This window comes from Pseudomonas sp. BBP2017 (genome assembly GCF_003024385.1).
Lineage (GTDB): Bacteria > Pseudomonadota > Gammaproteobacteria > Pseudomonadales > Pseudomonadaceae > Aquipseudomonas.
This window is the reverse complement of record NZ_PVZN01000017.1, coordinates 51191-64903: the sequence shown is the minus strand read 5'-3', so window position 1 is coordinate 64903 and position 13713 is coordinate 51191. Positions and strand designations below refer to the sequence as shown.

16 protein-coding genes and 1 riboswitch are annotated in these 13713 nt (G+C 63.6%); of the genes, 1 reads left to right on the top strand and 15 read right to left on the bottom strand.

Annotated features, from left to right (window positions below):
* Positions 1 to 20: 20 nt before the first annotated feature.
* From C6382_RS24425 to cobO, 14 genes are all read right to left on the bottom strand, one after another.
* A complete protein-coding gene (locus tag C6382_RS24425) occupies positions 21 to 143 on the bottom strand; it encodes a hypothetical protein (RefSeq protein ID WP_256589148.1) in 123 nt (40 codons plus the stop codon).
* A complete protein-coding gene (locus tag C6382_RS19270; RefSeq protein ID WP_107025944.1) occupies positions 140 to 1342 on the bottom strand; it encodes an MFS transporter in 1203 nt (400 codons plus the stop codon). Before C6382_RS19270 ends, C6382_RS24425 begins: the two co-directional genes overlap by 4 nt.
* 66 nt (positions 1343 to 1408) lie before the next feature.
* Positions 1409 to 1813, bottom strand: a complete 405-nt coding sequence (locus C6382_RS19265; protein WP_107025943.1) for a MarR family winged helix-turn-helix transcriptional regulator — start codon at positions 1811 to 1813, stop codon at positions 1409 to 1411.
* A 52-nt stretch (positions 1814 to 1865) separates the two neighbouring features.
* Positions 1866 to 2978 (bottom strand): glycoside hydrolase family 5 protein, encoded by a 1113-nt coding sequence (locus C6382_RS19260; protein ID WP_256589152.1) that lies wholly within the window; start codon positions 2976 to 2978, stop codon positions 1866 to 1868.
* A gap of 149 nt (positions 2979 to 3127) precedes the next feature.
* Positions 3128 to 3856 (bottom strand): adenosylcobinamide-GDP ribazoletransferase, encoded by a 729-nt coding sequence (locus tag C6382_RS19255; protein WP_107025941.1) that lies wholly within the window; start codon positions 3854 to 3856, stop codon positions 3128 to 3130.
* A gap of 1 nt (position 3857) precedes the next feature.
* On the bottom strand, positions 3858 to 4427 hold the full coding sequence (gene cobC / locus C6382_RS19250; RefSeq protein ID WP_107025940.1) for an alpha-ribazole phosphatase family protein: 570 nt from the start codon (positions 4425 to 4427) through the stop codon (positions 3858 to 3860).
* Complete coding sequence (gene cobT, locus C6382_RS19245) at positions 4424 to 5479, bottom strand: nicotinate-nucleotide--dimethylbenzimidazole phosphoribosyltransferase (protein WP_107025939.1); 1056 nt, start codon at positions 5477 to 5479, stop codon at positions 4424 to 4426. The genes cobC and cobT overlap by 4 nt, the downstream gene beginning before the upstream one ends.
* On the bottom strand, positions 5476 to 5997 hold the full coding sequence (gene cobU, locus C6382_RS19240) for a bifunctional adenosylcobinamide kinase/adenosylcobinamide-phosphate guanylyltransferase (protein WP_107025938.1): 522 nt from the start codon (positions 5995 to 5997) through the stop codon (positions 5476 to 5478). The genes cobT and cobU overlap by 4 nt, the downstream gene beginning before the upstream one ends.
* Before the next feature lies 1 nt (position 5998).
* Positions 5999 to 7453 carry a cobyric acid synthase gene (locus C6382_RS19235; protein WP_107025937.1) on the bottom strand — a complete coding sequence of 485 codons (1455 nt, stop codon included), beginning with the start codon at positions 7451 to 7453 and terminating at the stop codon, positions 5999 to 6001.
* Positions 7450 to 8442, bottom strand: a complete 993-nt coding sequence (cobD, locus tag C6382_RS19230) for a threonine-phosphate decarboxylase CobD (RefSeq protein WP_107025936.1) — start codon at positions 8440 to 8442, stop codon at positions 7450 to 7452. The genes C6382_RS19235 and cobD overlap by 4 nt, the downstream gene beginning before the upstream one ends.
* Positions 8435 to 9343, bottom strand: coding sequence for an adenosylcobinamide-phosphate synthase CbiB (cbiB, locus tag C6382_RS19225; protein ID WP_107025935.1), 909 nt, complete (start codon positions 9341 to 9343; stop codon positions 8435 to 8437). The genes cobD and cbiB overlap by 8 nt, the downstream gene beginning before the upstream one ends.
* Positions 9343 to 9990 carry a 5,6-dimethylbenzimidazole synthase gene (bluB, locus tag C6382_RS19220; protein ID WP_107025934.1) on the bottom strand — a complete coding sequence of 216 codons (648 nt, stop codon included), beginning with the start codon at positions 9988 to 9990 and terminating at the stop codon, positions 9343 to 9345. The genes cbiB and bluB overlap by 1 nt, the downstream gene beginning before the upstream one ends.
* A complete protein-coding gene (locus C6382_RS19215) occupies positions 9987 to 11282 on the bottom strand; it encodes a cobyrinate a,c-diamide synthase (RefSeq protein ID WP_107025933.1) in 1296 nt (431 codons plus the stop codon). The genes bluB and C6382_RS19215 overlap by 4 nt, the downstream gene beginning before the upstream one ends.
* Entirely contained in the window at positions 11279 to 11890 is a 612-nt protein-coding gene (gene cobO, locus C6382_RS19210) for a cob(I)yrinic acid a,c-diamide adenosyltransferase (RefSeq protein WP_107025932.1), read from the bottom strand. Before cobO ends, C6382_RS19215 begins: the two co-directional genes overlap by 4 nt.
* Positions 11891 to 12054: 164 nt before the next feature.
* A riboswitch (cobalamin riboswitch) is annotated at positions 12055 to 12280 on the bottom strand.
* A gap of 148 nt (positions 12281 to 12428) precedes the next feature.
* Between cobO and C6382_RS19205 the strand changes: the two genes are divergently transcribed.
* On the top strand, positions 12429 to 13007 hold the full coding sequence (locus tag C6382_RS19205) for a hypothetical protein (protein WP_107025931.1): 579 nt from the start codon (positions 12429 to 12431) through the stop codon (positions 13005 to 13007).
* 56 nt (positions 13008 to 13063) lie between these two features.
* On the opposite strand, the gene C6382_RS19200 is transcribed toward C6382_RS19205, so the two are convergent.
* Entirely contained in the window at positions 13064 to 13711 is a 648-nt protein-coding gene (locus C6382_RS19200; RefSeq protein WP_107025930.1) for an O-methyltransferase, read from the bottom strand.
* Between the last annotated feature and the right edge of the window lie 2 nt (positions 13712 to 13713).

The window sequence follows — 13713 nt, the reverse complement described above, 5'->3', positions numbered from 1 at the left end:
ATTTATTGCTCAGAATACGCCTAGCACACGCCCATGCCCAACTGCATCAACGCCAGGCCACCTTCATGCCAGCCCCACCAGGCCAGGGCCAGCAGCAGTAGCCCGGCCAAGGCCAGGAGCCCGCGCTGGGCAAAACGGTTCATGCCGCTTGCGCCTGCAGGCGCGCCACAGGACGTTCGCGCACCGGCCAGTTAAGCGCCGCCGCCAACAGGCTGAGCAGGATCGAGATTTGCCAGACCAGGTCGTAATTGCCGGTCTGGTCGTACACCACGCCACCCAGCCAGCCACCGAGGAACGCCCCCAACTGGTGGAACAGGAAGACGATACCGCCGAGCATCGACAGGTTGCGCACACCGAACAAGGTCGCGACGGTGCCATTGGTCAACGGCACCGTCGACAGCCACAGCAGGCCCATGGCGATGCCGAACAGATAGGCACTGAACTGGGTAACCGGCGCCCACAGGAACAGCACGATGACCACCGCGCGCAACAAATACAGCGCCGTCAGCAAGCGTGGCTTGGACATCCGCCCACCCAGCCAGCCGGCGGTGTAGGTACCGACGATATTGAACAAGCCCACCAGCGCCAGCACCGTGGTGCCAATGGTTGCCGGCAAGTGCTGGTCGACCAGATAGGCGGGTAGATGCACGCCGATGAACACCACCTGGAAACCACAGACGAAAAAGCCCAGCGCCAGCAACCAGAAGCCGGAATGCGAGCAGGCCTCACGCAGTGCCTGACCCAGGCTCTGCTCGACACCCTGGCTGGGCAATGGCCGATCTTTCAACAAGCCCACCAACGGCACGATGAACGCCACCAGCAAGCCCAGCACCAGCAACGCTGCCGACCAGCCCAGCCAGCCAATCAGGCCAAGAGTACCCGGGAGCATGGCGAACTGACCGAAGGAACCGGCGGCACTGGCAATCCCCATGGCCATGCTGCGTTTTTCTGCCGGCACGGCACGACCGACCACGCCAAGGATCACCGAGAACGAGGTGCCGGAAAGGCCAATACCGATCAGCAGACCAGCACTCAAGGACAGGGTCACCGCTGAATCCGACATCCCCATCAACACCAGGCCTACGGCATAGAGGATGCCGCCGACCATCACCACTTTTGCTGCCCCGAGACGGTCGGCCAAGGCCCCGGCGAAGGGCTGCGCCAGGCCCCAGATCAGGTTCTGCAAGGCAATGGCGAAGGCGAATACTTCACGCCCCCAGCCGAACTCTGCGCTCATCGGCGCCAGGAACAGGCCGAAGCCATGCCGCACACCCAGCGAGAGCGCCAGGATCAACGCCGCCCCCAGGAGAATCCAACCACTGGTTCGCCATACCGATGTCATTATTGTTCTCTCCAGACTGCCGCAAGGTCAAACGGGTATATACCCGCTTTTAAGTCGAAAAAAGGCTCATGCCAGTATTTCCAGCAGACGCACCAGTTCATCACGCTGCCCTTCACCCAGGGTATCGATCAGGCTCGCCTGGGCCTTTTCCCAGGCAGGTTCGGCCACTCGCAAGCGCTCATGACCCTGCTCGGTCAGCAGCACCAGACGATTGCGCAGATCGCGACCTTCAGTCAGCGCCACCAGCCCTTCCGCTTCCAGCACCCGCAGGTTTCGCCCCAGCGTACTGCGATCCAGGCCCATGGCCTCGGCCAGGGTCGAAATACTCGGCTGATCGAGACGACGCAAATGCCGTAGCAGGGAAAACTGCGCGACGTTAATCCCGAAGCCTTCAAGGGCCTCGTCATAGTGCCGGCTGACCCCACGGGCAGCGCGACGCAGATGGGTGCAGATGCATTCACTGGTCAACATGGGTACGTGTATATACCCGCACATTTATCGGCGCAAGCATTTCCTCATCAAACTACGGCTGCAGGCGTTTTCGAATTGGCTCGAATTCGGCTGTGGCCTGGCGTTTCAGCGGGTCGGGGCGTCCCTGCTCTATCGCCTGCCAATAAGCCCAGGGCACCTTGGCGCTGCCCAGCTCATAGTCCATGCCATCCCAGCTGTCTTCCCGAAAGCTGTAAAACGCCCAGTGCAGCTTGGCTTGGTCCAATGTACCCAGAACATCCTCCAGGTATTGTCGGCACCCTGCCAAGCGGCGCATGCAACCAAATTCACCGGCCACCAGGCGGCTGGCAGGCACTTGCCGGGCCTGCGCCCACTGCAACGGGCTTTGCAGATAAACCTCAACCCTGGCGCGGTCCCACGTTTGTTGCTGCCCGGCAAATTTCACAGGTCCGGGATAGGCATAAGGTTTTGCCCGGTTCATGTTTGGTGCGCTAGTGGCCTGATAGGGTTCATACATATGGAAGCTGTACAGCACGCGCGCATCCGCCAATGCCACAGGCCAATAGACAAAGGCATCGGCACCGGCATACCAACCGGCATCGACCATCACTGGCGTCAGCGGGTCCACTTCACGGATAGCGGCGATGACCTGCGAATAGAAATCAGGCAAATCACGGGCGCCGCCCTGTTGTTGCTGATACCAGGCCCGCATCTCGGCGGCGCTTGCATGCTCGGCAAGCCCGCCCATCTTCTCCGGCGCCGGCTCGTTGATCAGGTTGTAGGCGGCAATTGCCGGATGGTCCTTGAGCGCTGCGGCCAGATCACGCCAGAACGCGGCTGATTGCGTCCACCAGGCCTTGCCCTGCCAGAGGCGGTCGTCGAATCGATCATGATTGTTCTGCGCCCAGCGCATGCCCGGTAATGACAACGGCGCGATGACCACCTTGAGCCCGGCGGCATGGGCAGCATCGAGCGTCTTGCGCAATTGTGCCAGGTCCTCGGCGGCCAGCCCTTGGTAGCCGTCGGCATCACCCAGCAGGAAGTCACGCCCGGCAGGCTGCCACTTGTCATAAGACAGCCGGACCCAGCTAGCACCGTAGTCTTTGAGCGCCTGGAAGTATGCCTGATCAGGCGGCAGTCGATTGAAACTGTTGCCACCGTGACGTGGCGCATCCCAGAAATTGATCAGGTCCGCAGCCTGGGCGCTGCCGAATACACAACACAGGGCCAGCAGCCCGCCTTGCAATACTTCTCGCATTTGCCACCTCCCGACCAGAAAGGGGGCAGCATACGCCTGTGACAGCCTAGGGAAATGGCGGCCGTGATTGCCAGAAACTACAGCGTCAGACTGAGTAGAACCGCCAACTCCAGCAGTTCCAGTAGCGCACCGGCGGTGTCACCAGTGGTCCCAGCCAATCGACGAATCATCAACCGACGAAAAAAGAAAAAAACTACACCCGCGACAGCCAAAACATACAAACCTTGCAGACCTGCCAGACACAGACACAGGATACAACTGGCAAGCAGCACCCATCCCCCGCTACGGCGTGGCGCGTGATCGGCCAAGGCCTGGCCCAATCCCCCGGCGCGCACATAGGGCGTGGACAGAAACAGCCCGAGCAATGCTGCCCGGCCGAGCAACGGTGCCAGTATCAACAACAGGCCCTGCCCCCGCTCCACCAGCACCAGCACGGCGCAGAACTTGAGCAGTAACACCAGCACCAGCGTCACCACGGCAATCGGCCCGCTGCGCGGGTCTTTCATGATCTCCAGGGTGCGCTCACGGTCACCGAAGCCGCCCAGCCAGGCATCGGCACTGTCAGCCAGGCCATCCAGGTGCAGACCACCACTGAGCAGGACCCAGGCACAGAGCAACAAGGCGGCGTGCAGCAGCAACGGGCTGCCGTCGAGCACGGCGCTCAGGCCCCAGAGCAGCACGCCAAACAGCAGCCCCACCAGCGGATAGAACAGCAGCGACCGGCCCAATTGCTCAGGTGTCGGCATCCCCGGCAAACGCACCGGAAGGCTGCTGAGAAACTGCAAGGCAATCCAGAACGCCAGCATCTCAGTGCATTTCCCGCAGACTGCCGTCGGCCTGCACTTCAAGGCGGCACAAGGCGCCATGACCGACTTCGACCTGCAGTAACTGTTCACGGGGCAAGCCCCTGGCCCGAGCCAGCAACAAACGCATGACGCCACCATGGGTGACCAGCAACAGGTTCTTGCCAGCATGTTCCTGGTGCAACGCGGCAATGGCTGCCAGCACCCGCCGAGAGAAGTCGGTCAGCGGTTCTCCACCTGGAGGGGTGAACGCATAAGGATCTGCCCAGAACCGCCCCAACTGCTGCTCATGGGTGAGCATCAGATCAGCGGCGCTGCGCCCTTCCCACTCACCAAAATGCAACTCCTGCAACCTGGGCGCCAACTGCACCGGCAGGCGCATTTGCTCACCCAGCACGTGGGCAAAACGGGCACAGCGCTGCAAGGGTGAGCTGACCAGAACCTGCCAGGGCCCGGCTGCGTCCACAGCAGCCTGCATCTGCGCCCAGCCCTTGGCGGTCAGCACATCATCGAGACTACCGCGCAGGCCACCGCCCAGCTCGGTTTCACCATGGCGCAGCAAGTCGATAATCATGCTGGACGGTCCGCCACCGCGGCTTCGGCGAACGTCGCCATCTGCCCGTGCAGGTCGCAGGCCAGACGCAATACGGGGACCGCCAACGCCGCACCACTACCCTCGCCCAGACGCAAACCGAGCTCCAGCACCGGTTCTGCATCCAGTTCGGCCAGCACCCGACGGTGCCCGGGCTCAGCGCCGCAGTGACCAAACAACAGCCAGTCACGGCAGCCCGGGTTGATCCGCACCGCGACCAGCGCGGCGACGGTACAGATAAAGCCATCGATCAATACCGCGACCCCGGCCTGGGCGCAGCCCAGATAGGCCCCGACCAAAGCGGCGATTTCAAAGCCACCAAAGCAGAACAACTGCTGCAACGGATCATCCGCCAGGTCCTTGTGCAGTGCCAAGGCGCGCTCGATCACCTCGGCCTTGTGGCGAACGCCAGCGGCATCCAGGCCAGTACCGGGACCGCTGAGCTCGATCGCCGGGCAACCGAGCAAGGCACACGCCAAGGCACTGGCAGCGGTGGTATTGCCGATGCCCATCTCGCCGCCAATGAACAGCTGGGCGCCGCTGGCCGCCGCGCGCAAGGCACTCTCACGACCACCTTGCAGCGCTTGCATACCCTGCTCCCGGGTCATTGCCGGGGCCGTGGCAAAATTCGCCGTGCCTGGCCCCACCCGCAGGTGACGCACACCCGGCAGGCTCAAGTGCGGGTCGATGGTGCCCAGGTCCACCACCTCCAGCTGGGCATTGAGCTGACGCGCCAGCACACTGATCGCCGCACCACCGCCAACAAAGTTCTGCAGCATCTGTCCGGTCACCGCCTGGGGATAGGCGGAAATACCTTCGGCGACCACCCCGTGATCGCCGGCGAAGATTGCAATGCTCACCTGGTCCAGGCGTGGCTTGAGTTGCCCCTGCAAACCGGCAAGTTGTACAGCGATCAGTTCCAGCCGCCCCAGAGAGCCGGCCGGCTTGGTCAATTGCTGCTGACGCGCCAGGGCCTGGTCGCAGGCAGCCTGGTCAACGGCGCGGCAGGCATCAAGCCACCAGTTGTGACTCATGGTGCAGTTCCTTTCAGGGTAAGAGGCAGGCCAGCGACGGTCAGCACCACCCGCTGGCAACGTTCGGCAATCGCCTGGTGCAACCAGCCGGCTTCATCGACATAGCGACGGGTCAACTCGCCCAGCGGCACAACGCCAAGACCGGTCTCGTTGCTGACCAGAATGATTTCGCCCGGCAACTCGGCCAGACAATCAAGCAGCGCCGTGCGCTCGGCCAGCAGACGTTCCGGGTTGTCCAGCATCAGCAGGTTGGTCAGCCACAGGGTCAGGCAATCCACCAACAGGCAGCGCTCGGCGCTGGCGTTGGCGCGCAGCACCTGGGCCAGCGCTAGCGGCTCTTCAATCAGCGCCCAACTGGAGGGCCGGCGCTCACGGTGCAGTTGCACCCGGGCATTCATTTCGCCATCCAGCGGTTCACTGGTGGCGATGTAGGTGACTGACAAGCCGCTACGCTCGGCCAGTTGTTCAGCCAGGCGGCTCTTGCCGGAACGGGCGCCACCAAGGATCAGGTTGAGCATGTCAGTTCAGTCCGCACAGTTGGCGTAGGCAAGTGGTATCCAGGTGCTGCTCGACCAGGTCAGCCAGACGCTCGATGTCGCGCTCACGCAGCGCTTGGTAATCGACCTGCTCGACCTCATGCAAACCGGCCCAGCGCAACAATGCCGCGCACGCTTGCGGGCTTTCGAACAGGCCGTGCAGGTAGGTCGCGAGGATCTGTCCGTCGGCACTGATGGCGCCATCGCTGCGACCGTCTGCCAGCTGCACGGCAGGCCGCTCCAGCGCCACGCCCTGGGTCACCCCGGCATGGATCTCATAACCGCTGATCGGCGCCTGCTCCAGCTGCAAGGTACCCGCGACGTTACGCAACTGCTTGTGCGCTTGCAGCACGGTGACGAAATCGAGCAAGCCCAGGCCATCGCTACTGCCGGCCACGCCTTCCAGCCCAAGTGGGTCTTCCACTCGTTGGCCAAGCATCTGCAGGCCGCCACAGATGCCCAGCACCTTGCCGCCGTAACGCAGATGCCGGGTGATGGCCTGATCCCAGCCTCGGGCGCGCAGTTGCGCCAGATCGCCGCGCACGCTCTTGGAGCCCGGCAGGATGATCAGGTCAGCTGGCGGAATCGGATCGCCAGGGCCAATGAACTGCAGGTCGACTTGCGGGTGCAGGCGCAGCGGGTCGAAATCGGTGTGGTTGCTGATGCGCGGCAGCACCGGCACGATCACTTTGAGTGCGCGCGCCGCCTTGTCACCCTGGCGCTGGTCGATACCGTCCTCGGCTTCCAGGTGCAGGTCCATCACATACGGCAGCACGCCCAGCACCGGTTTGCCGGTGCGCGCCTCAAGCCAGTCCAGGCCCGGTTGCAACAATGCGATGTCACCCCGGAAGCGATTGATGACAAACCCTTTGACCCGCGCCTGCTCGCTGGCCGACAGCAGTTCCAGGGTGCCGACCAGATGGGCGAACACCCCACCACGGTTAATATCGGCAATCAGAATCACCGGGCAATCCACCGCTTCGGCAAAGCCCATGTTGGCGATATCGCCGGCACGCAGGTTGATCTCCGCTGGTGAGCCGGCCCCTTCGACCACCACCACCGGGTACTGGGCACTCAAGCGCTGGTGAGACTCCAGCACCGCCTGCATGGCAATGACCTTGTAGTCGTGGTACGCCACCGCGTTCATGCTGGTGACCGCGCGACCGTGAACAATGACTTGAGCGCCGGTGTCGCTATTGGGTTTGAGCAAAACCGGGTTCATGTCGGTGTGCGGCGCCAGTCCCGCGGCCTGGGCCTGAACCGCCTGGGCCCGGCCGATCTCGCCGCCGTCGGCGGTCACGGCACTGTTGAGCGCCATGTTCTGCGGCTTGAACGGCACCACCGCCACGCCCTGGCGCAGCAACCAGCGACACAGTGCGGTCACCAGGGTGCTCTTGCCGGCATCGGAGGTGGTGCCCTGCACCATCAGGGTATTCATGGCTGCTCCTTGCGGTAGTCGTTGAACGCCTGGTGCAGGCGCTGAAAGTCCTGCTCCGTGGCCGGCAAGCCGAAGCGCAGACTGGCAGGCTGGTGGAACAGACGCAACAAAATGCCCCGTCGGGCCATGAACTCATGCAGCAGCACCGCTTGATCGGTGACCAGGTACTGGAACAGATCGCAGCCACCTGCTGGGGCAAAGCCTGCGCTGCTCAGCAAGTCTGCCAGACGTTGGCTAGCTGCCGCGCAGCGAGATATCTGCTGCTGATGCGCTGCGCTGTCGAGCAGGCAGGCCTGGCCGAGAATCCGCGTTGGCCCGCTGACGGTCCAGGGTCCCAGTAGTTCGGCCAGGCGTTGCAGCAAAGCCGGCTCAGCCAGCACAAAGCCCAGACGCACACCGGCCAGGCCAAAGAACTTGCCGAACGAGCGCAACACGATCAGCCCCGGACGTTGCGCCTGGGCGCCGATGCTGTGCTGCGGGGAGTTGTCGATGAAGGCTTCATCGACCAGCAACCAGCCACCGCGCGAGGCCAGACGGGCGTGCCAGGCCAGCAACTGCTCAGCCGTAAGCAGGCAGCCAGTCGGATTGTTCGGGTTGACCACCACCAGCACATCCAGGCTGTCGAGCCGCTCGTCCACCTGCTCGCCCTGCAGCTCAAGCACCTGATGCCCGGCGCGACGCCAGCCCTCGGCGTGCTCGGCATAACAAGGCGACAACACGCCAACCGTGCCGCGCGCACGCAGGTGCGGCAAAGCCTGGATCGCAGCCTGGGAACCGGCCACCGGCAGCACCTGCTCGACCTGATAGTACTCGGCCGCAGCCTGTTCCAGACCATCGTCGGTTTCCGGCAAACGCGCCCAGGCTCGCAGCGGAATTTCCGGAATGGCGTAAGGCCAGGGGGCAATACCGCTGGACAGGTCCAGCCAGTGCTCCCGGGCAATACCGTAGTGCTGCACTGCGCGCTGCAGGCGCCCACCGTGCTCAAGCATAGAATTCAGCCCCCAGACACAACAGCAGCAGCCACAACCACACGCCCTGGCAGACCAGGCGCCAGCCACGCTCAATCGACTCAGCATCAGCCACCGGGCCTTCGCCCAGTTGCGCGCGCTCGTGCAATTCACCGTGATACACCGCAGGGCCACCCAGCTCCACAGCCAGGGCACCGGCGCCTGCGGCCATCACCGGACCGGCATTGGGGCTGTCCCACAGCGGCGCCTGACGTCGCCAGCACTTCAGCGCCAGTCGGGTCTTGCCCAGCAGCGCATAGGTCAGCGCCACCAACCGCGCCGGGATGTAGTTGAGCACATCATCGATACGTGCGGCGGCCCAGCCGAAACGCTCGAAGCGTTCATTGCGATAGCCCCACATGGCATCCAGGGTATTGCTCAGGCGATAGAGGACCACACCCGGCGCGCCCGCCACGACAAACCAGAACAGTGCGGCGAACACCGCATCGCTGCCATTCTCCAGCACCGATTCGGTGGCTGCGCGCGCCACCGCTGTTTCGTCCAGTTCGCGGGTTTCGCGGCTGACCAGAAAGCCGACGCGACGGCGCGCCTCATCCAGGTCATCACGGCGCAAGGCATCGGCCACCGGGGTCACATGTTCGCCCAAGCTGCGCAGGCCCAAGGCGCAATACAAGGCCAGGACCTCGACCAACCAGCCGATGTAAGGCAACCAGGACAGCAAGGTGGCTAACAGGGTCAGGGGAATCACCGCCAGAAACCAGGCCGTCACACCATGGCTGCGCCAGCCACGGCCAGCGGCGTTGAAACGCTGCTCCAGGCGCCCGGCCAAGCGGCCAAAGGCGACCAGTGGATGGCGACGCTGGGGCTCACCCAACAGCGCATCCAGCGCCACCCCGGCAACGGTCAGTAACGCCACGCTCATCAAGACTCTCCCCACTGGTTTTCGAACAGCATGTCACTCAAGGGTCGCGCCGTGGTCCAGCCTTCGAGGACCAGCATCGGCGCCGGATAGAACGCCTGGACCGGGCCCAGGCAGAGAATCGCCAGCGGCTTGGCACCGGCCGGCATCCCCAGCAACTGCGCCAGCGCCAGGGGCTCGAACAATGATACCCACCCCATTCCCAGGCCTTCGGCACGTGCGGCCAGCCAGAGGTTCTGGATCGCGCATGACAATGAGGCGAGGTCCATCTCCGGCAAGGTGCGACGGCCAAAAATGTGCTTGTCGCGGTCATCCATCAACGCCGCCACCAAGACTTCAGCGCAATCGCTGATGCCTTCAACCTTGAGCTTCATGAAGTCGTCGGAGCGCTCACCCAGTGCCTCAGCGGTACGCACGCGTTCAGCTTCCACCAAGCTCTGGATGCGCTGGCGCAGGTCGCGGTCAGTGATGCGGATAAAACGCCACGGCTGCATCAGGCCGACGCTGGGCGCCTGGTGCGCCGCTTCGAGCAGACGTGCTAGCAGCTGCGGCGCTACCTCGCCCTTGATGAAGTGACGCATGTCGCGGCGCTCGCCGATGACTCGGTAAACCGCGGCGCGCTCGGCGTCCGTGAAAGCCTGGTCGCTCATGGTGCCAACAGCGCCGCCGCCGCGTGCGGGTTGGAGGCAAAGTAGAAATGCACATAGGACGCCGTCAGCCGCCCACAACGATAGACCGCTTCGGCGCCACGGCCACCATTGGGGCTGTGCCCGCGGGCAATCGGCTCAAGCGAGGTGGTGGTCAGCGAATGGTGATAGGTATGGCCGTGCAAGGTGCCTTCCGGCAGTTCCACTGCCTGCAGGGCCAGGGCTGCCAGGCGCTTTTGCATCACTGCTTCGCCTTCCAGCAAACCCAGCAACTCGGCACGCTCACCCGCGACATCGGTCAGGGCCTCAAGCAGATAGAGCATGCCGCCGCATTCGGCGAGCAGAGGCTTGCCGGCCTGGTGATGGCTGCGGATCGCGGTGAGCATCTCGGTGTTGGCAGCCAACGCCAGGTGGTGCAGTTCCGGGTAGCCGCCCGGCAGGTAGAGACTGTCCGCCTGTGGCAGCGCTCGCTCATGCAGCGGCGAAAAGAATCTCAGCTCGGCGCCCATGGCCTGCAGCAGGTCAAGGTTGGCGCCGTAGGTGAAGGCGAAGGCTTCATCCCGAGCCACAGCGATGGTCACGCCGTCGAGCAAGGGCTCGATGACTTGCGGAGTCGGCGCTGCGAACGCCACTGCAGGCGGCAAGGACGACTCACAACTGGCCCCGAGGGCTGCGGCTGCAGCGTCCAGGCGAACATCCAGATCATTGAGTTCACTAGCCTGGACCAACCCCAGGTGGCGGCTCGGCAATTCAATCCCGGTCTCCCGCGACAGGCCGCCGTACCAGCGCAGCCCTTCGGTTAGACTGCCTTCAAGCAACTGGGCGTGGCGCAGGGTACCGACACGGTTGGCCAGCACCCCGGCAAACGGCAAGTCGGGCTGATAACGCGCCAGGCCCAGGGCCAGGGCGCCGAAAGTCTGGGCCATGGCGGTGCCGTCGATCACCGCCAGCACCGGCACATTGAAATGGCGGGCAAGGTCGGCGCTCGACGGTGTACCGTCGAACAGGCCCATGACCCCTTCGATCAGGATAAGATCGGCGTCCCCTGCCGCTTCCCAGAGCAATCGCCGACTTTCCTGCTCGCCGACCATCCACAGGTCCAGCTGGTACACCGGTGCACCGCTGGCCCGTTCGAGAATCATCGGGTCCAGGAAGTCCGGGCCGCACTTGAACACCCGCACCTTACGCCCGAGATTGCGGTGCAGCCGTGCCAGGGCGGCGGTCACCGTAGTCTTGCCCTGGCCCGAGGCCGGGGCGGCAATCAGTACCGCCGGGCAGTGGCGCGTGTCACTCATAGCTCAACGCCCTTCTGGGCGCGGATACCGGCCTGGAAAGCGTGCTTGATCATGCCCATCTCGGTGACGGTGTCGGCCAGTTCGATCATTTCATCCTTGGCGCCACGACCGGTGACGATCACGTGCTGCATCGGCGGACGCGCCTGCAGGTCGCTGAGCACCTGTTCCAGGTCAAGGTAACCATGTTTGAGGGCGATATTCAGCTCGTCGAGCACCACGAAGGTGATCGCCGGGTCCTGCAGCAACTGGCGCGAAACCGCCCAGGCCGCTTCGGCTGCGGCGATGTCACGCTGGCGGTCCTGGGTTTCCCAGGTGAAGCCCTCGCCCATCACGTGATAGTGCACCTGCTCGGGGAAACGCCGGAAGAACAGCTCTTCGCCCGTGCTGTTGCGGCCCTTGATGAACTGCACCACGCCGCATTGCATACCATGGCCCATGGCTCGGGCGAGCATGCCGAAGGCCGAGCTGCTCTTGCCCTTGCCGTTACCACTGAGTACCAGCAGCAGGCCGCATTCGTTAGGGGCGTTGGCAATACGCTCGTCGATCACCGCCTTCTTGCGCTGCATACGGGCCAGGTGGCGTTCGTCACGCTCGGTGGATTCAGTCATCGAAGTCTCCGCAAACCACTGTCAGCCACTCTGCAACGCGCCTGGCAGCACAGAGCTGCACAGGGTTCGCGGCAAAGAGATGGCAACAGATCAATGGATAAGGCAGACGGAAAAACGCGCAGGGCTGCGGCACAGGCCGAAGAAACCGCGCATCACCCTCCGTGATGCCGTTGGCTGTTGCAGGCCGGTCTCCGGGCTTGTGAGCGGGGCCATGAACACCCAGGGTCGCGCGCCTTCCCGGGTGCGATCACCCAGTGGCCATGCGCGGCCTTGACTCACCTACCGTTGCGGGGGCAGCGCCGGACTCGCACGCCGTTGCGTGCCCACCGGCTTCCCTGTTTCACCCTGCCAGGCCACAGCCCACAGAGCACCTGAAACAAGTCGCGAAGGTTAGAGGGTTGCACCCGGAGCGTCAATGAAAGGCGCAGCACTGGCCTGGATCAATGGCGTCTTTGTCATCTTGTGTAACCCTGACATCAGTGATATCAAATAGCCATAATTTGGCTGTCTCGATTACAACGATAAAGGAGAGAGCGGCATGCAAGGCCTGATCATCAATAACCCGCGCCTGGAATTCCTGCGCCCGGCACTGGAGCGCTGGGTCGACTGTATCGACCGCCTCAACCAGACCCTGGGCGACAGCGAAGCCGCGTACTGGCATGGCGCCCAAGCCAACCTGAGCCTGCTCTCGGCCGCCGCCTGGCAAGCGGAACTGGTGACCCTGCAACATCACCAGAGCCAGAAGCAGCGCGACGAAGGTGAGCGTGAAGGCCGCTGCGACCTGTACATCGCCAATCGTGAAGAAGCCGCGTACCTGCAAGCCAGCCAGCGCTGGCCACACATCGCCCGCCTGGACCTGAACAACGCCCTGCAGGAAACCGTGCTTGCTGCCCGCCAGGTTGCCGCCCCCAGCCAGCTAAAAGTCGCCGCGCTGTTCGCCAGCCCCTGGAAAGCCGGGCAACATGCCAGCCCGGAAGAACTCCAGGACCTGGTTGACGACCTGCAAAAGCATACCGTCTGTGCGATTGCCTGGTATTTCCCCTATGCCTACCGCAAGCTGCACAACGAGGCCGGTCAGTATCATCCTGGGGTCGCACTGCTGCTCAAGCAGGCATGATCAATCGCCGGGCAAGCCTGCGAGAGCGGGCTTGCCCCGCGATCAGACCGGTAACCTCAACGCTTACGACAGAGCGTCAAACCATCCCCTATGGGCAACATCGACAGGTCCACCCGCGGATCATCCTTGAGCCCCAGGTTCAGCGCCTGTATCGCCCGCGTATCCACACTGTCAGGCTGCTCCTGCAACACCCGACCGCTCCACAGGGTGTTGTCGAACAGCACCAGCCCACCCGGGCGGAGCAAGCGCAGGGCCTCTTCCAGATAACGGGGGTAGTTGGCCTTGTCGGCATCGATGAAGATCAAGTCGTAACACGCTGATGGCAAAGTCGCCAGCGTCTGCAAAGCGGGCGCCAGGCGCAGCTCGATACGCTCCGCTATCCCGGCCTCCTGCCAGTAACGCCAGGCGATGGCGTTGTAGCTACCCGGCAGATCGCAGCACAACAACTGCCCCTGCTCCATGGCCTGGGCCATGCACAGTGCGCTGTATCCGGTGAAAGTACCGACCTCGATCACCCGCTGCGCGCCGATCAAGCGCACCAGCAGCGCGAGCAACTGCCCTTGTTCCGGCGCCACCTGCCAACGCGCCTCGGGCAGGGCCTGGGTTTCGCAGCGCAAACGAGCCAGCAACGGCGTCTCGCGAAGAGAAACCGCTTGCAGGTAGTGGTAGAGGGCATCGTCGAGGTAGAGCGTTTGCGCAGTCATCG